The 16,330-nt window shown below is 54.9% G+C and carries 14 protein-coding genes; 8 read left to right on the forward strand and 6 right to left on the reverse strand.

Features of this window, described 5'->3' with window-relative positions; all coding sequences use genetic code 11:
* Positions 1–4: 4 nt before the first annotated feature.
* Positions 5–1,747 (reverse strand): ubiquinone-dependent pyruvate dehydrogenase, encoded by a 1,743-nt coding sequence (poxB, locus tag CPY51_RS30195; RefSeq protein ID WP_111164047.1) that lies wholly within the window; start codon positions 1,745–1,747, stop codon positions 5–7.
* A gap of 284 nt (positions 1,748–2,031) precedes the next feature.
* On the opposite strand from poxB, the gene CPY51_RS30200 reads away from it, so the two are divergent.
* Positions 2,032–2,706: a helix-turn-helix domain-containing protein gene (locus CPY51_RS30200; protein ID WP_111164048.1), complete on the forward strand. Its 675-nt coding sequence runs from the start codon at positions 2,032–2,034 to the stop codon at positions 2,704–2,706.
* A gap of 42 nt (positions 2,707–2,748) precedes the next feature.
* Positions 2,749–3,852 (forward strand): NADH:flavin oxidoreductase/NADH oxidase, encoded by a 1,104-nt coding sequence (locus CPY51_RS30205; RefSeq protein ID WP_111164049.1) that lies wholly within the window; start codon positions 2,749–2,751, stop codon positions 3,850–3,852.
* A gap of 94 nt (positions 3,853–3,946) precedes the next feature.
* Here the strand turns inward: CPY51_RS30205 and actP are convergent, their stop codons facing one another.
* From actP to CPY51_RS30225, 4 genes are all read right to left on the reverse strand, one after another.
* Complete coding sequence (gene actP / locus CPY51_RS30210) at positions 3,947–5,560, reverse strand: cation/acetate symporter ActP (RefSeq protein WP_244598835.1); 1,614 nt, start codon at positions 5,558–5,560, stop codon at positions 3,947–3,949.
* Positions 5,561–5,589: 29 nt separating this feature from the next.
* Positions 5,590–5,910, reverse strand: coding sequence for a DUF485 domain-containing protein (locus CPY51_RS30215; protein WP_111164051.1), 321 nt, complete (start codon positions 5,908–5,910; stop codon positions 5,590–5,592).
* Between the two features lie 79 nt (positions 5,911–5,989).
* Entirely contained in the window at positions 5,990–6,400 is a 411-nt protein-coding gene (locus CPY51_RS30220; RefSeq protein WP_111164052.1) for a cupin domain-containing protein, read from the reverse strand.
* Positions 6,385–7,650: an FAD binding domain-containing protein gene (locus CPY51_RS30225; protein WP_111164053.1), complete on the reverse strand. Its 1,266-nt coding sequence runs from the start codon at positions 7,648–7,650 to the stop codon at positions 6,385–6,387. The genes CPY51_RS30220 and CPY51_RS30225 overlap by 16 nt, the downstream gene beginning before the upstream one ends.
* Before the next feature lie 530 nt (positions 7,651–8,180).
* Here CPY51_RS30225 and CPY51_RS30235 point away from each other — a divergent pair.
* From CPY51_RS30235 to CPY51_RS30250, 4 genes are all read left to right on the forward strand, one after another.
* Positions 8,181–8,810 (forward strand): TetR/AcrR family transcriptional regulator, encoded by a 630-nt coding sequence (locus tag CPY51_RS30235; protein WP_111164055.1) that lies wholly within the window; start codon positions 8,181–8,183, stop codon positions 8,808–8,810.
* Between the two features lie 166 nt (positions 8,811–8,976).
* Positions 8,977–10,233 (forward strand): c-type cytochrome, encoded by a 1,257-nt coding sequence (locus CPY51_RS30240; RefSeq protein WP_244598837.1) that lies wholly within the window; start codon positions 8,977–8,979, stop codon positions 10,231–10,233.
* Positions 10,230–10,718, forward strand: a complete 489-nt coding sequence (locus CPY51_RS30245; RefSeq protein ID WP_111164057.1) for a (2Fe-2S)-binding protein — start codon at positions 10,230–10,232, stop codon at positions 10,716–10,718. Before CPY51_RS30240 ends, CPY51_RS30245 begins: the two co-directional genes overlap by 4 nt.
* Positions 10,715–12,973, forward strand: a complete 2,259-nt coding sequence (locus CPY51_RS30250; RefSeq protein WP_111164058.1) for a xanthine dehydrogenase family protein molybdopterin-binding subunit — start codon at positions 10,715–10,717, stop codon at positions 12,971–12,973. The genes CPY51_RS30245 and CPY51_RS30250 overlap by 4 nt, the downstream gene beginning before the upstream one ends.
* On the opposite strand, the gene CPY51_RS30255 is transcribed toward CPY51_RS30250, so the two are convergent.
* Complete coding sequence (locus CPY51_RS30255; RefSeq protein WP_111164059.1) at positions 12,970–13,863, reverse strand: LysR family transcriptional regulator; 894 nt, start codon at positions 13,861–13,863, stop codon at positions 12,970–12,972. The two genes, CPY51_RS30250 and CPY51_RS30255, sit on opposite strands and share 4 nt — an antisense overlap.
* Before the next feature lie 100 nt (positions 13,864–13,963).
* Between CPY51_RS30255 and CPY51_RS30260 the strand changes: the two genes are divergently transcribed.
* Both CPY51_RS30260 and CPY51_RS30265 read left to right on the forward strand, forming a co-directional pair.
* The gene (locus CPY51_RS30260; RefSeq protein ID WP_111164060.1) at positions 13,964–15,163 is read left to right on the forward strand and encodes an MFS transporter; all 1,200 of its coding nucleotides are present in this window, start codon (positions 13,964–13,966) and stop codon (positions 15,161–15,163) included.
* Positions 15,164–15,174: 11 nt separating this feature from the next.
* Positions 15,175–16,290 (forward strand): FAD binding domain-containing protein, encoded by a 1,116-nt coding sequence (locus tag CPY51_RS30265; RefSeq protein WP_111164061.1) that lies wholly within the window; start codon positions 15,175–15,177, stop codon positions 16,288–16,290.
* Positions 16,291–16,330 lie beyond the last annotated feature (40 nt).

Genomic DNA, 16,330 nt, shown 5'->3' on the forward strand with positions numbered 1-16,330 from the left:
TACCTCAATGCCAGAGGTTTGTAAGTGCGAGATCCACCAGTTCGTCGCCTCGGCCACTGAAAACGGCCTTAAGCATGTACAAGGTAAATCCCTTGGCCATTTCAGCGTTAATCGACGGTGGGACCGGAAGTTCAGTGCGTGCCACGACAGCATCTATGAGGACGGGGCCGTCATGCGCCAACGCTTCGCGTATACCGCTTTCTACATCACGCGGGTGTTCCAGCCTTATCCCTTTGATGCCAACAGCCTCTGCCATCGCGGCAAAGTTCGGGTTATCAAGGTCGGTTCCATTGGGGAGAAAGCCGGTGGATTTTTGCTCGACTTCGATGAAGCCGAGTGCCGAATTGTTGAATACGACGATTTTCGCCGGAAGCTTTAACTGGGCGAGGGTGAGAAAATCACCCATGAGCATCGAGAACCCGCCGTCACCCGACATCGAGATAACATGCCTGTTGGGAAATGTCGCTTGAGCACCAATGGCATGTGGCATGGCGTTCGCCATTGACCCGTGGCAGAAAGAACCGATCAGACGACGCCTTCCGTTGAGCTTCAGATAACGCGCGGCCCAGACGGTCGGCAGACCGACGTCGCAGGTGAAGATTGCGTCGTCAGATGCAAGGTCGCTTAACGTTTTCGCGACCTGCTGGGGATGGATCTTGCCGCTCGCGCCTGAGCCTTCGGCTAGAGCGTCCAACTCGCGTCTGGCACGTTGATAGTGAGATACGGCCTGGTCCAGATGGGTCCGGTCCAGACGTTCTCGGAGAGACGGCAGCAGCGCGTTGACTGTCGATTTGACATCGCCGACCAATCCGAGGTCGACGTTGGCACGTCGACCAATATTGCCCGGTCGGATATCAACCTGTGCGATCTGAACGCCGACGCCTTCAGGGTAGAATTGTCTGTAGGGGAAATCGGTGCCAAGCATTAGAAGAACATCACAGTCCTTCATGGCGTAGTAGCCTGACGCAAAGCCGATCAATCCGGTCATCCCGACATCGTAGGGATTATCGTATTCGATGTATTCTTTGCCCTTTAATGCATGAACGACCGGGGCTTTCAGTTTCTTGGCGAGCGCAACAACCTCATCGTGGGCTCCAGCGCAGCCCGATCCGCAAAAAATTGTGACACGCCTTTCACCACCGCCGTTCAACATCTCGGCCAAGGCAGAAATGTCGCTCCGCGGTGGCAAAATCGAGGGGATTTTCGGCAAAAGACCAAGCGGGCGTGGCTTAATTGATGTGGGAGCCGCCTTGAGTGCGACATCGCCAGGAATAACGATTACCGAAACACCGCGTTTTCCGACAGCCTCTCTGATTGCTATTTCCAATGTTCTCGGCATCTGGGTCGGGTCGGCAATCAGTTCGCAATAGTGGCTGCACTCCTTAAAGAGATCTTGAGGATGCGTTTCCTGAAAGTAGCTTGAACCGATCTCCGAAGAAGGAATGTGAGCAGCGATCGCAAGGACGGGAACCCCGGAGCGGTGGGCGTCAAACAGCCCATTGATCAAGTGAAGATTTCCCGGGCCGCAACTACCTGCGCAAACAGCAAGTGAACCTGTCAGATGGGCCTCAGCACTTGCAGCAAATGCACCAGCTTCCTCGTGACGAACGTGCATCCACTCAATTTGGCCGTGGCGTCGAACCGCGTCCGAGATGCCATTAAGGCTGTCGCCAACGACTCCGAAAATCCGCTTTACGCCCGCGGCTGCTAATGTTGCGACAAATTGATCAGCTACTGTTTCACTCATATCTATATCTGCCTCCAGACTGACAAAGTTCTCATTTGGAGCGAAACCTAAATCGGTGGAGCGCAGCGGGTCTTGTCGAAATGCCCTGAGTAGGGATGAACACACTCCGTTCATGCTTTTGTCGAGGAAACGTGATCGTTCGGGACTGCAACTATACGAAGGTATGGAAGCAGTACACTCATGTCTACGACGTGCACGATCTCAGTTGAATGTCGCAAGTTCCGCCTAGCCATCACTATGACAGTCGAGCTTTCTTTTCTCATCGATTTCATAGGATTGCGAACATGTCAGATGCGGTGATTACCATTCGGAACGACGATAGAGCGGGTCTTCTTGTTGATGAAATCAACCTGCATGATTTCTCAGGTGAAGTATCGAAGCTACTGTTGATGGCGATTAATTGCATTGAGGACGACGAGGCCGTTGCAATCGATCACATGAAACGCGCGTCCAAACTCCTTCGCCCGAACGGGCCCAAGGATGGGAGCGGACTAAATAGCGGCGGTAACACCAAGGTTGCGTCCGGTGGGCTCGCATCCTGGCAAGTAAGGCGCATCAAGGCGTATGTGGCCGAGCAGATAGCCGGTCAAATTTCTCTCAATGACCTTGCGGAGCTTGTAAGTCTCAGCACTAGCTATTTTTCGTCGGCGTTCAAGGCAAGTTTCGGTGTCTCGCCACATAACTACGTCGTTGCCCAGCGAGTGGAGTTTGCAAAGAAGAGAATGCTATTCTCCGATACTCCATTGTGTGAAATCGCTTTGGATTGCGGGCTTGCTGACCAAGCACATCTCTCTCGCGTTTTTCGCCGCGTCACAGGAATGACGCCGAGCGCCTGGAGACGATACAGCTTGAGAACAACCGATAGCCGGACGCCAAAATTCTCGGGCCATGACTTTACGGGTGATCATTCTCACTTTGCTCACGGCCCCCGAGCGGTTTCTCTTTCGATAGCTTTATAAGAGCAGCTCCACCTCCCAGTACAACGAAGATTGGACTTCCGTATGACCGGCGCGACACTTTTTAAACCCATAACCATCAGCGAGCTAAATCTCGAAAATCGCATCGTAATCGCACCGATGTGCCAATATTCCGCGGTGGATGGTCAGATGAATGATTGGCACCAGATCCATCTGGGTTCGCTCGCTGTTTCGGGAGCTGGGCTCTTGATCACAGAAGCGACTGCGGTGTCTCCGGAAGGTCGCATTTCAAATGGGGATGTCGGCCTTTATTCAGACGCCTGTGAAAACTCCATGGCAAACGTTCTGAACACAATCAGGCGGTGGTCCAATATCCCCGTTGCGGTTCAGCTCGGACATGCAGGTCGCAAGGCATCCGTTCAGGTTCCCTGGAGGGGCGGTGCTCAGATCGCGCCAACGGAGTTGGGTGGCTGGAAGACGGTGGGTCCAAGCGATATTCCGTTTCGGTGGAGCTATAATCCGCCAGAGGCGTTGGACTATCAGGGCATGGCAAGAATTCGCGTGGCTTTTTCAGAAGCAGCTCGTCGGGCGGCTCGGCTCGGCATCGATGCATTGGAAATTCACGGTGCGCACGGCTACCTCCTGCATCAGTTCCTGTCGCCACTGTCAAACTTTAGAACGGACGAGTATGGCGGGTCGCTGGAAAACCGGATGAGGTTTCCGCTCGAAATATTTGAAGTCGTCAGAGAGGCGTTCACTAATGGGCAGCCCGTAACCATGCGAGTTTCCGCGACCGATTGGGTCGAAGGCGGTTGGGATCTCGAGGAGACCATCGCGTTTGTGCAGGCACTCGAATCTCGTGGATGTTCGGCCGTGCATGTTTCGACCGGGGGTTTGTCATCACATCAGGAAATACCCGTCGGGCCGAACTACCAGGTCCCCTTTGCGCGAGCGATTAAGGCGGCGACGCCTATGCCGGTCATCGCAGTTGGACTCATAACTGACTTCGAACAAGCCGAAGCCATTCTTAGCACCGGGGAGGCGGACCTCATCGCAATTGCTAGAGGAGCGCTCTACGATCCGCGCTGGCCGTGGCACGCAGCGGCTCATTTCGGCGAGAGCGTTGTTGCTCCCGAACAGTATCTGCGATGCCAGCCGAGGCAATACAAATCACTCTTTAGAGCGTGAATGGACCGTGTTGGGCGGCATTCGAGACCGACTTGGCATCTAGCCCCCACGGCGGACCCTCCAACTTTGAGTAGGAGGATCCGCCAGTGAAATGCTATTCCGCGATCCCGGTATGCGCTGTCACGTACTGAGACTGAAATAGATCCTTGGACCGAACTCCACTTCTGCTCCGATCGCTGAGCGAGACTAAGATCGTGGCCAAGAATGCGAGCGGGACCGAAAACAGCGCCGGGTTGTCATACGGGAAGGGTGCGTTCCCCAGCCCCAATGTAGTCGTCCAAACGGCAGGACTGAAAAATACCAACGTCAAGGCGCTGAGCAAGCCGATCAAGGATCCGCAAAAAGCACCTCTCGTGGTGAGGCCTCTCCATTTGACCGACAAGAAAATGACCGGGAAGTTTGCCGAAGCAGCGATCGCAAAGACCAAGCCGACCAGAAATGCGATGTTCTGGTTCTCGAAAAGCAAGCCGAGAGATATCGCCACAATGCTAATAACGATCGCCGATGCTTTGCAAACCCTGATCTCGGAACCTTCGCTGGCCCTTCCTTTCTTCCAAGCCCGCGCGTAGAGGTCATGCCCGGCCGCCGCCGCGCCTGCCATTGTCAGTCCAGAGACAACGGCGAGAATTGTGGCGAACGCAACAGCGGAGATAAAGCCGAGCAACACCGAGCCACCGAGTTTGTGCGCGAGGTGAATTGCGACCATGTTGGTCCCGCCAATAATCTTGCCCGCGGCGTCGACGTAGTCTGGATCACCAGACACCAACGCGATAGCTCCGAAGCCCAAGATAAACAATAGCGAGTAGAAAACGGTGATGAAGCAGGTTGCAACCAGCACGGAGACACGAGCCTGTTGCGCGTCGGATACGGTAAAGAACCGCATCAAGATGTGAGGCAAACCAGCGGTTCCAAAGATCAGCGCGACCCCAAGTGAGAGTGCTGAAATTGGATCCTTGACCAAGCCGCCAGGCGCCATAATTGCAGCGCCCTTTGGATGGACGGCAATCGCCGCTGCGAAAAGGCCATTCACACTGAACCCAAAATGGCTCAGAATGAGTACAGACATCAGAACTGTCCCGGATAATAAAAGTATGGCTTTGGTGATTTGCACCCAGGTCGTAGCGAGCATACCTCCGAAGGTAACGTAGAGCATCATCAGAACGCCAACCAGAACCACGGCCACCCAGTAAGGTAGTCCGAACAACAGCTCGATGAGCTTGCCCGCCCCCACCATTTGGGCAATGAGGTAGAACAGCACGATCACAAGGGTGTTGATCCCAGCGATAGTACGGATGGGGCTTTCCGAGAGGCGATATGCAGCAAGATCAGCGAATGTATACCGCCCGAGATTGCGAAGCGGTTCGGCCACCAGAAATAGTATCATCGGGAAGCCGACCAAAAAGCCGATCGCATAGATCATACCATCATAACCCGCCCCAAAGACTAACGCTGTGACGCCGAGAAAGGTTGCGGCGGATGTGTAGTCGCCAGCGATAGCCAAGCCGTTTTGGAAGCCACTGAGACCACCGCCCGCGGCGTAGAAATCCTTCGCCGTTCGTGTTCCTCTTCGTGCGGCCCAGACCGTCACTCCCAGACTGGCGAGAACGAAAAACAGAAACATCACTATCGCTAGCGGATTTGTCGCCTGCTTCACGACAGCCCCCGTCAGCGCCTCAGCGTTCGCGCGAGATGCAAGAAGCCAAAGCATAGCCGACGTCCCGAGACAGTAAACCCGCGTCATCGCGCGATCTCCCGGACAGCACGAACCAGCGGATCTATTCTTACCGTTGCATAGACGACGTAAATTGCGGTGAGAGCGAGAGCCGTTACCATGATCCCAACTCCCACCAACACGCCGAGGCTTACGACGGAACTGGCAAAGATTGGGGCACCCAAAGTTGCTGGTGAGAAGGCAACCAGAAAAATAAAAGCGAAGTACAGGGTGGCCATTGTGAAAGCCAGACTTGTTCCGAGCCTGTTTCGTTGCGAACTCAAGCGGAGAAAGATCGCCGAGGTTCCAATGTCTTTCAGTTTGGACTGACGCTCTAGGGTATCCATGTTGCTGCCTTTCGAATGGCTATTTCTCGACGGAAGGGGTTGGTGAAGCCGGTTTTGTAGACCGCTTCCAATGAGGATATCAGGAAAGCGTCAGTGGCGCGTTGGCGCTTTCCTTGAATTCGACAGTCGTGAAAATAAGGTCTGTGTCACCAATATTCTCGAGGTCATGTGTCATGGATTCGCCTGCCCGAAAGCTGTGATGTTGTGTATCTCCCGGCTGATACGAGACTTCGACTATCCGCCCGTCGGCGTAGTGAGATCTTGCGCTGCCGCCGGTCACGGCCGTCCAGAAGTAGTCAAGGACATGTGTGTGGAAGGCAAGTCGCTCGTTGGGCCCAAGAGTAAGTGCCCATACTCTGACGCGATCGGTTTCAGACACGAGGCGACTTCCAACGCGACCGTTTCCCTGATTGGCTTTGAACTCGGTCTTCCTTTTTTCGTCGAACTTTTCGGGTGGCTGAGGCCACCGGTCGATCACGATGCTGCCCATGACATTGCTCCTTCTTTGTTGTCGCAATTGGCGATGCCAGCCGAGGTTGCCGTCTCGCGCATGATTGCTTCGGGTTGCCTGTGTCGCTCCGCCATGCTTCGCTCTTCGTCGGTGAGGATTTGAGCTTGCATGTAGGCGCCTAATTGGCGTGCTCTGCGAATTACGGCGGACCCAAAGGCGAGCCTCGTATTCTCAAACTGCTCGAGAGCTGTGGGAATATCGCTAACGCTGCTGAGCGCCTCGACCAGCGCGAGGGCATCACCCGCCGCTTTGGTCACACCCATTCCGACATGTGGCCGCGCCACAAACGCGGCGTCACCAATCAATGCAATACGGCCTTTCAAAGCCATCGTTGGTGTTTCCAGGTCTTGTATTGCCTGGATGAATGGTTGAGCCGTCTTTGCAACGACTTCGGCGAACTGTGGCGCGAGCAGCCTTTGCGCTGATCGGCGCATCTCGGCGATCAGCGCGGGGCGAATCTTGTGAGGAGGAATGGACAAGGCATGCTCGATGCCGTCGCTATCTGTCAGGAGGTCCTTCAGCACATTTTCTTTTGCAGCAGGGCGATACCAGACGAAATTGAAGCGCCGGTGACCTGGCTCAGTGGACTCATCCTCACCGGCGACTGGGTATCCCAGCATCTGCTCGCCGGAGGGAAGAGAGAAAGAGAAATGGTTGCAGAGAGCGTCACGCGTTTCGAAAGAAAGGTCCTTCTCATCGACAAGTCCGCGCCAAGCGATATAGCCGACGTAATTGGGTGTTACATTCGGCAAGAGTTGAGCTCTCACCGTCGAGAATATGCCGTCGGCTCCGACAAGAAGATCGCCGGATACGCTGGTGCCATCCTCGAAGTGCGCTGTGACAACGTTTTCTTCCTGACTGACGGTCTTGAGATTGAAACCATAGTTGTAAATCAAGGGAGGCAATGTCGCCTTTAGTATCGCGTAGAGTTTGCCCCAAGACGTCAGAATCTGCGGATGGGAACGCTCGCCGACTATTTTACCCGCGTCGTCAAATACACGTCGCCCGGCCACGCTGACGCCGATTTCGGCGTTGCGGCTATCGATACCGCACGCCCTTAGGACGTCGAAGAGTTCAGGATGAGTTACAATACCCGCGCCGCGGCCTGCAAGCTCGGAGGTCATGCGTTCATAAACCCCAACGGTCCATCCAAGGCGAACAAGGAGCTGGGCTGCAAACAATCCGCCCATCGACCCACCTATAATCACCGCGTGCTTTCGTATGGTCACTCCGAAATCCTCACCTTGAATTAACAGTTCTTGCGACAGACCGCCGCGATCAGAAGCGCGAAAAGTTGCAATTCTAGTCTGAGTCGACTGCCCTCATGGGCACATTGGGTCGTTGCTACAGCTGTTTCGAATTCGGCGCGTCGAAAAGCCTAAGGGCAACGACTGCTTCGGGTGGGTGGGCCGCCAGCGATCGCTTCACCTGTGCGCGGAAGAGTGAAGTCGGGTCGTCATTGCCGACAAGAAGAACATTGGGCGCCTCACGATAGGATGGCACACCCGCAGAACGCGAGGCGCAATTCCACAGAACGGAAACTTTCCGCCAAATTGTTCTCAGAACCGGCTTCAACATGAAATCCTCCCAGACCTCTTATTTATCGAGTGATCAATTAGAATGCAATCTCCCATTCGTCAAGGGGGTATTTAGTCGGCAATCGCTGGGAATATCGGGTCAAACCCTTTGCTTTTTGCCAACGTGTTGATAAATTAATCGAAACATCTGCTGACTTTTTTAGTTGGATGGGGGAGGGGTGATGAATCAGAAAGACCTTAAAAGGCGCATGTCGCCTGAAGTGCGTGAAGCCGAGATTGTTCACGGCGCCGTCGCATTTTTTGCCGAGCTTGGATTTGAAGGTCAGACCAGGGAGCTAGCCTCGCGTCTTGGTATCACCCAGCCGCTTCTGTATCGATACTTTCCAACAAAGGACGCCCTCGTTGAGCGAGTGTATCAAGAGGTTTTCATGAGCCGCTGGAATCCCTTTTGGGAAGATCTGATCAAAGATCGGAGGCGGGCGCTCAAAGACCGGTTGAGCGAATTTTATCGCGATTACTCACGTGTAATACTTACTTATGAATGGGTCCGATTATTCATGTTTTCTGGGCTTAAGGGTCTAGATTTCAATACGCGGTACCTCGATCTGCTGAAGCAAAGAGTCTTCGAATTGATCATCCGGGAGCTCAGGCATGAATATTCGCGGGAAGCAATCGAAACAGCTCCTGTGACGCAATTAGAACTAGAAGCGATCTGGGGCCTCCACGCTGCAATCTTTTATCTTGGAGTCAGGAAATTCATCTACAAGATGGCCGTCGATGACATCGATCGCGTGGTCGAGATGGAGCTCACCGTATTTATGGGTGGAATCAGCAGCACGCTGCGGCCGTAACCATCGTTCGCGCCTGCCGCCTCCGTTGGCAGGGTTCGCGTCCAAATTCAGGCTATTCGGACAAGAAGATTCATCGCACCCGAAATAGTCTCGTCATGAACTTCCGCTGGTCAGGTTCCAGAAAATGCACGTTTCGAGAAGGGCTTTAGTTAGGGCGATCAGTGGCGTGTCTGTGCTTGCCGTCGTGGGCTTGGCTGCGGCCGTGTGGTTCGTTTACGAGCCAGAGATCGCACCAATCGCCAGACCTGACAAGGCAAGCTTTGATGAGGCTGTTGTCAAGCGCGGTGAACAACTTGCGACGGTGGGTGACTGCATCGTCTGCCATACCGCCGATGGCGGCAAGCCATTTGCCGGGTCAAGACCGTTGCCAACGCCTTTTGGCACCTTATACTCCGGCAACATCACGCCGGATGAAGCGACCGGCATAGGGCATTGGTCGGAGACAGCATTTGATCGTGCCATGAAGCAGGGCGTGGCCCGCGACGGCTCGAACCTTTACCCAGCCTTACCCTATGAGCACTTCACCCATGTTACCGATGACGACCTGCATGCGGTCTACGCGTTCCTGATGACGAGAGAGGCCGTTTCCTTAACAGCACCCGCCAATAAGCTAATCCCCGGTCTAGGGTTCCGCCCACTTCTTGCAGGCTGGAAACTATTGTTTCTCCACGAGACAAGCGTTCAACCCGATCCATCTCAAAATGCCGAATGGAACCGCGGCAAATATCTAGTTGAGGGACTCGCCCATTGCGGTGGATGCCACACTCCGAGAAACGTCGCGGGCGGGGAAGAGCTTGGCAGCGAATTCGAGGGTGGCGTGGCGGAAGGTTGGGTTGCCCCTGCCTTGACTGCAAGAAATCCGTCTGCATCAACCTGGACCCAAGCTTCACTTTTCAACTATCTGAAGACAGGGTCTGACGAGAACCATAGTGCGGCGGCAGGCCCAATGGCAGCTGTGACAGAGGGCTTGTCTCGCTTGAATGATCCGGATGTAAAAGCAATCTCAGTTTACATCGCCTACAAGATGCATGAAGGCGAGCCGTCGGTGATCTCGGACCCGTCGACAATCGACAACGCAACGCAGGCCGCGAACGAAAACTCAGTTGGGGCGCACCTCTTCCAAGGTGCATGCGCGGGCTGTCACGGAATTGGAGCGCCAATGGCGGACCAGGCCCGCGCTTCCCTTTCGACCGTTACGGACCTTAAGCTAAACGATCCGACCAACGCAGCGATGGCTATTCTTCAAGGCGTGTCGGCGCCGTCTGGTAAAGGGCCCTATATGCCGCCCTTCGCCGGAAACCTGACGGATAAGGAGATCGTCGAGCTGCTGGCCTACGTTCGATCACGTTTTACCGCATCCCCGGCTTGGACGAAGCTGGAATCATCCGTGACTTCAGCGCGGCGGGAGGCACAAGCGCAATGACAACATCGCTAAACATAAATGGCGTGAACCGTACCGTTGACGCAGATGCCGATACGCCACTGCTATATATCCTGCGTGACAATCTCGAGCTTAACGGAGCAAAATACGGCTGCGGCCTCGGCCAATGCGGTGCCTGCACGGTTATAATCGATGGTACCGCGGTGTTCTCGTGCCTAACGCCTCTTGGAGCGGTGGGAGACAGGCATGTCCGCACAATTGAGGGATTAGGAACAGAGGAATCACCAAACGCTGTGCAGAAAGCGTTCCAAGACGAACAGGCTGCGCAATGTGGCTACTGTATTGCGGGCATGATCATGCGGGCTCAGTCATTGCTGGACGTGAACTCCGCTCCTACCGACGAAGAAATCCGTTTCCATATGCAGCCCAATTTATGCCGATGCGGTACGCATGCTCGAATCTTGCGTGCCATACGCCGGGCTAGCGACGCGATCATCGCCAACCGTCCCCTGGCAGGTGTCGAATGAGTGCGTCCTCGAGGCAACTACTCTCACGGCGGTCGTTTTTGGCATCGAGCGGAATAGTAGTCGCGTTTTCGTTGGTTTCGCCCGCGTTCGCGCAATTGGCTGGCGGAGGTGAAGGCGGAGCCGGTCCACCCGTCATCGCCCCGCAGCTTCTAGGCAGCCTTAAATCGTATCCCTACCTGGACTCGTGGATCCAGATCGATAGCACGGGCCATGCGACAGTCTTTACTGGAAAGGCAGAGTTGGGCCAGGGCATAAAGACCGCGCTTTTACAGGTCGCTGCCGAAGAGTTGGATATGAGACCCGAGCACGTGAGGCTGGTGACTGTCGACACGGCGAGAACGCCTGATGAGGGTCTTACGGCAGGTAGTCATTCGATGCAGGACAGTGGAACCGCCATACGGAACGCCTCCGCCAATGTTCGGATGCTGCTGACACAGAACGCTGCATCAAGACTTAACGTGGCGATGGACCAGGTTGAGACACTGGGCAACGGAACAATTCGAGCGTCGGACGGACGGAGTCTCACTTACGGGGAGATCGCGGCGGGCCTGTCTCTTCACGTTGAAGCTGTCCAGAACGCACCGCTGCGAAAGAAAGTCCAGTTCCGCACCATGGGAACCGACCTTCCGCGGGTCGACATCCCAGCAAAGACAACCGGTGGGCAGGCTTTTATCCAAGACATGCGTCTCCCAGATATGCTTTTTGCGCGGGTCGTTCGTGGACCAAGTCAAGGCACGCGCCTGCAGCTGCCGCCAACAGCGGAGATCGAAAAACTTCCCGGCATTTTCAAATTCGTAGAAGATGGAAACTTTCACGCCATTGTCGCTGAAAAGGAGTGGGATGCAATCCGGCTTATGCGACAGCTGCAGGCATCGCCTTACGACAGACCAGGCCCGCCATTTCCGACAGGCTCCGTGACGGAAACTTTGAAATCCTTGCCAGCGGTCGACATTGTCATTCTTGACGTCCACAGACCCGTCCCGCCAGCGGTAAAAACCGTCTCCGCCCGGTACACCCGGCAGTGGATTAGTCATGGATCGATCGGGCCGTCCTGTGCTGTTGCCTGGTTGAAAGATGACCTGCTTACCATTTGGACGCATAGCCAAGGAACGTTTGACGTTCGCCGGGTGGCAGCCGATCTGTTGAGGCGTCCAATTGAGAAAATCAGGGCTATTCATGTTGAGGGCTCTGGCTGCTACGGCCAGAACGGTGCCGACGATGTGGCGGCCGAGGCAGCATTCATCGCAATGGCTGTTCCCGGACGGCCAGTAAAATTGCAATGGATGCGGGAGCAGGAGTTCGGATGGGAGCCGCTTGGTCCAGGCATGGTAACAGAACTCGAGGCCGGTCTGGACGCAAATAATCATATCGTCCTATGGAAACATGATGTGTGGAGCAATCCGCACAACAACCGGCCGACCAATGCAGGCGGCGTCCTCATTGGCAACGAGGTCATTCCGTCGTTTCCCATCCCGGTGGGTCGCCCGATACCGATGCCAGAAGGTGACGGCAGTCGAAACTCCAACCCGCTTTATGACCTGCCGAGCATGGATGTGCTCTACCACTTCATCAAGGACATGCCGATAAGGGTGTCAGCGTTGCGCTCGTTGGGAGCCCATCTGAATGTGTTTTCGATCGAGAGCATGTTTGACGAACTGGCACGTGTTGGCGGCGTCGATCCGCTCGACCTAAGAATGAACCACATGGTCGACGATCGTGCCCGGCGGGTAATGGAGACTGCGGCGACAGCATTTGGATGGAGGCAGCGTCAACGCAAGGGGCCGATGCACGGCTACGGGATGGCGTTCGCACGCTACAAAAATCTTGGGGCGTATTGTGCCGTCTGTCTTGAACTTGACGTAGACCCGAACACCGGCCTCATCAGCGTGCAACGAGTTCAGGCGGCGGTCGATTGCGGGGAGATTGTCAATCCCAACGGGGTTCAAAACCAAGTCGAGGGCGCCATCATACAATCGCTGAGTTGGTGCACGCGAGAAGCGGCGACCAATAATGATACGCTTCGCACTTCGTTTGATTGGAGCGAATACCCGATACTGCGGTTTCGCGACATTCCGGAGAACATCAACGTTATAGTGGTCGAGCAACCGGGGCTGCCCTTTCTTGGCGTGGCTGAATGTGGGCAAGGTCCGACGTCCGCAGCTGTGGCCAATGCGGTGGCCGATGCTACCGGCGTACGCTTTCGAGATATGCCGCTGACCCCGGAAAAGGTCCGTGCGGCCGTCATAACTCTCTAGTCGTTATCGAAGCCCGGGTCGGCCAGTAGCGATCTCAGGGCTGCTATGAAAACGCGAACTTTGGGCAAGACCAAACGACTGGTGGGATAAACAGCCCAGATGGCAATCGTCTCAGGAGCTGCATCTTCAAGTTGAATGCGAACCAGTCGACCTCGATTGGTGTCTTGAGAAACATTCCAGTTGGAGAGTAGGGCAATCCCCCCTCCTGCCAAGCAGGCCGCGTGGCATCCAGCGATACTGGTCGAAGAAAATCGTGAGCCGAGACGAACATGGATTTCCGTGTTCGCTCTCATAAAGGTCCAATGCGTAACGCCACTTATAGGAAGGCAATCATGCTTGACCAGATCTTCAATCGTTTTTGGAGGCGGCCTTCCTTCCAGGTAACCCGGCGAGGCCACCAAGCTTCTGGGATTGGCAGCCAGTTTTTGCGCAATCAAGCTACTGTCCTTCAGGCGAGCAATTCGGATCGCGAGATCGGAACCGGTAGAAATAAGGTCCGGCAGGTGATCGCTCAAATCCAACGAAATCCGAAGTTCGGGATTGTCTTCGAGCAAACGCGGAATGAGTGGCGCGACAAGCTTGAGGCCGAAAGAAACCGGAACAGAAACTCGCAACAGACCTGCAGCGCCAGTACCTTCGGCTCGAAGCAGCGTTCGGGCTTCCTGTTCGTTATCCATCAAAGCTTGAGCGAAAGGCAGGAATGTCTCGCCTTCCGAAGTCAGGGCAAGCGAGCGCGTCGTCCGATGCAGCAGCCTGACCCCAAGTGTTGTCTCAAGAGAAGCCAAACGCCTAGTCGCAAGCATTGGCGAAATGCCGAGCCTGCGAGCCGCCTCCGAGAGGCTCCCCGCAGTGACCGCGCTCACGTAAACAGCGACGTCTTCCGTATTCATTATATCGAATTCCGATATTCCGGTTGATCGAATTCGAAGACTAAAACTCTTTTCGATATAAATCTACATTGACGCTACATTGGCTAGAGAGGTTTGAACCATGAGAATGTCAGAGACTAATTCGCACCAGGGTGTAGGTAGAACAGCACTTCTCGCGATGGCTACGGCAAGTGGGATAGCGGTCGCCAATATCTACTACAATCAACCGCTTCTGGGAATTATAGAGGCTGAGTTCCCCGGCCAGTCTGCCACCGGTCTCATCCCGACCGCCACGCAGCTTGGCTATGCGCTGGGATTGCTGTTTCTGCTACCCCTTGGGGACATCATCCATCGCCGTAAGCTAATCATTGGGCAGTTTGTGGTTCTCGCCGTTGCGCTGGCATTGGCCGCCATCGCTCCGACCGCCTGGCTGCTTGTGCTCAGTTCTCTCGTTGTCGGCGCATGTTCAACAGTCGCGCAACAGATTGTGCCGTTCGCAGCTTCACTGGCTCCCCCAGAAAAGCGCGGTGCGACCATCGGCACAGTCATGGCCGGTGTCTTATCGGGAATTCTCTTTAGCAGAACTCTCTCTGGTTTCGTCGGAGAACACGCTGGCTGGCGCGAAATGTTCTGGATTGGCGTGCCATTGGCATTGGTCGCCTCTGCGATGATGTTTGTAACGCTTCCAAACCATCGTGCCGCGTCCAAGATGAGATACACGGCCGCAATCAAATCACTTGCTCATTTGTGGAAGCGCGAGCCGTCGCTGAGAGTTGCAACTTTTGTGCAGGCTGCTCTATTCGCGTCTTTCACGACGTTCTGGACGATCTTAGCTCTCTATTTGCAAGGTCCGCATTTCAACCTTGGTGCTGACGTTGCCGGTCTTTTTGGCATAGTAGGTGCTGTAGGGGTGTTTGCAGCACCAATAGCGGGTCGCATTGCCGATACGCGAGGTCCACATTTCGTCGTATGGCTTGGTGCATTTGTGACCTTGGTGTCGTGGGTAATATTCGGAGCATGGACGTCGATAGCAGCCTTGGTTATCGGCGTGATTGTGCTGGACTTTGGAATTCAAAGTGCGTTGGTTTCCAATCAGCACATTATCTACGCTCTTGAACCAGAGGCACGTAGCAGGCTCAACACCATATTTATGACCGGCATGTTTCTTGGCGGTGCGATTGGTTCGGCCATCGCGACCTTTGCGTGGGGCTACGGGGCCTGGTCGGCAGTGAGTATCGTCGGCGCATTGTTGGCAGTTGTTGCACTGTGCGTCAGGGCGGCCGATTTCCGGTCCCGCCGCGTTGGCTCAAAGTCATACTAGGGGGAAGAGCCATGAGATCTTTGCGCATCAGAATCATCGGCGGCTCCCTTGCCGGACTATTCTCAGCCATCCTTTTGCGTCGTGATGGTCACGACGTGAAGGTGTATGAGCGCTCCACCGAAGGCTTAGGGGGGCGAGGGGCGGGGCTTGTAGCACAGGAAGATTTGTTCTCGATATTGAGGCTGCTTGGGCTCGAGCAAGTTGCCGATGTCGGCGTCGTTGCCAAAGAGAGAATATACCTTGATAAAAAAGGCCACATTTTGCAGACGATCTCGATGCCCCAGATGCAAATATCCTGGGACTACCTCTACAACACTATCGCGTCGCATATAGACCGTGATCATTATTTGCTTGGTCGGCAAGTAACTCATGTTCGAGACGGCGACGATGGAGTCGAAATATTTTTTGCTGATGGATCGTCGGAAGCTGCAGATCTGGTAATTGGCGCAGATGGAATCGGTTCGGTTGTGCGAAAAAGTCTTCATCCCAATGCCTATGAAAACAGCTATGCGGGCTACGTAGCATGGCGGGGCTTAATGTCAGAGACTCAGCTCCCGCGCGAGGCGGCCGTACTTCTCAACCGTTTTGCCTTCTACGTCACGCCTGGCAACCATGTTCTTGGTTATCTCGTACCCGGACCTAACGGTGAGATGGAAGAGGGGAGCCGTCGCTACAATTGGGTATGGTACCGAAAGGTTAGCCCCTGGAACCTCGCGGCAGTGTTCACGGCTAGGGATGGAAGACAGAACCAATTTTCTCTTCCGCGCGGGGAGCTGACATTGGCGCGTCGGGACGAATTGCGTCTTGATGCCACTGAACAGCTGCCGCCCCAGTTCGCCTATGCAGTTAAGGCAGAGGAAACACCGTCGATACAAGGGATTTTCGACTACGAAGCCCCACGGATGATCGGCAAATCGACTGTATTAGTCGGCGATGCCGCTTTTATAGTCAGGCCGCATACAGCGATGGGAGCATCGAAAGCTGCAGGCGACGTGATGGTTCTCGCCAATGTGTTAAAAACGTCAGACGATCTATCCGCAGCATTACGCCAGTTCGAACAGGATCGCATTGGGGTCGGTCGTCAAATAGCGGCCTACGGTCGCCGTCTAGGTGGGAACGTGATCTAGCACCCACCAAGGCGGGTTTGTTCCCTCCCGTCCGAGGCAT

This window comes from Arminella tubonensis (assembly GCF_003240585.1).
GTDB classification, from domain to species: Bacteria; Pseudomonadota; Alphaproteobacteria; order Rhizobiales; family Rhizobiaceae; genus Rhizobium; species Rhizobium tubonense.

Bases quoted from the DNA above. Each gene is read 5' to 3' on its own strand.
- poxB (WP_111164047.1), bottom strand. From the start codon at position 1,747: ATGAGTGAAACAGTAGCTGATCAATTTGTCGCAACATTAGCAGCCGCG.
- CPY51_RS30200 (WP_111164048.1), top strand. From the start codon at position 2,032: ATGTCAGATGCGGTGATTACCATTCGGAACGACGATAGAGCGGGTCTT.
- CPY51_RS30205 (WP_111164049.1), top strand. From the start codon at position 2,749: ATGACCGGCGCGACACTTTTTAAACCCATAACCATCAGCGAGCTAAAT.
- actP (WP_244598835.1), bottom strand. From the start codon at position 5,560: ATGCTTTGGCTTCTTGCATCTCGCGCGAACGCTGAGGCGCTGACGGGG.
- CPY51_RS30215 (WP_111164051.1), bottom strand. From the start codon at position 5,910: ATGGATACCCTAGAGCGTCAGTCCAAACTGAAAGACATTGGAACCTCG.
- CPY51_RS30220 (WP_111164052.1), bottom strand. From the start codon at position 6,400: ATGGGCAGCATCGTGATCGACCGGTGGCCTCAGCCACCCGAAAAGTTC.
- CPY51_RS30235 (WP_111164055.1), top strand. From the start codon at position 8,181: ATGAATCAGAAAGACCTTAAAAGGCGCATGTCGCCTGAAGTGCGTGAA.
- CPY51_RS30245 (WP_111164057.1), top strand. From the start codon at position 10,230: ATGACAACATCGCTAAACATAAATGGCGTGAACCGTACCGTTGACGCA.
- CPY51_RS30250 (WP_111164058.1), top strand. From the start codon at position 10,715: ATGAGTGCGTCCTCGAGGCAACTACTCTCACGGCGGTCGTTTTTGGCA.
- CPY51_RS30255 (WP_111164059.1), bottom strand. From the start codon at position 13,863: ATGAATACGGAAGACGTCGCTGTTTACGTGAGCGCGGTCACTGCGGGG.
- CPY51_RS30260 (WP_111164060.1), top strand. From the start codon at position 13,964: ATGAGAATGTCAGAGACTAATTCGCACCAGGGTGTAGGTAGAACAGCA.
- CPY51_RS30265 (WP_111164061.1), top strand. From the start codon at position 15,175: ATGAGATCTTTGCGCATCAGAATCATCGGCGGCTCCCTTGCCGGACTA.